A 224-nucleotide genomic window follows, 5' to 3' on the forward strand; every position below is an offset into this window, starting at 1 on the left:
GCCGGGGTCGGGTTCGGCGTCAGCTGCTCGAAGTTGCCACCCGTGGCGCTTTCGATGGTCACGCTAACGGTTGAGCCGTTGTTATAGACATCGTTGGCCGGGGTCTCGAAGTCGACACTGCCCTGGGTCTTGCCGGCTTCGACGGTAATGGTCTGGCCGTTGGACAGGGTCACGGTCACCGGGGTCTGGGCCGGGTTGCTCAGGGTCACGGTGTAGGTGAGCGC

1 protein-coding gene is annotated in these 224 nt (G+C 64.3%); it reads right to left on the bottom strand.

Translation table 11 applies throughout. The features are described from left to right. Positions 1-224, bottom strand: a 224-nt coding sequence (locus FQ664_RS27475; RefSeq protein WP_178091148.1) for an immunoglobulin-like domain-containing protein, incomplete at both ends; no start/stop codon positions are given.

The organism is Pseudomonas persica (assembly GCF_900291015.1).
In the GTDB taxonomy this organism is placed as follows: Bacteria; Pseudomonadota; Gammaproteobacteria; order Pseudomonadales; family Pseudomonadaceae; genus Aquipseudomonas.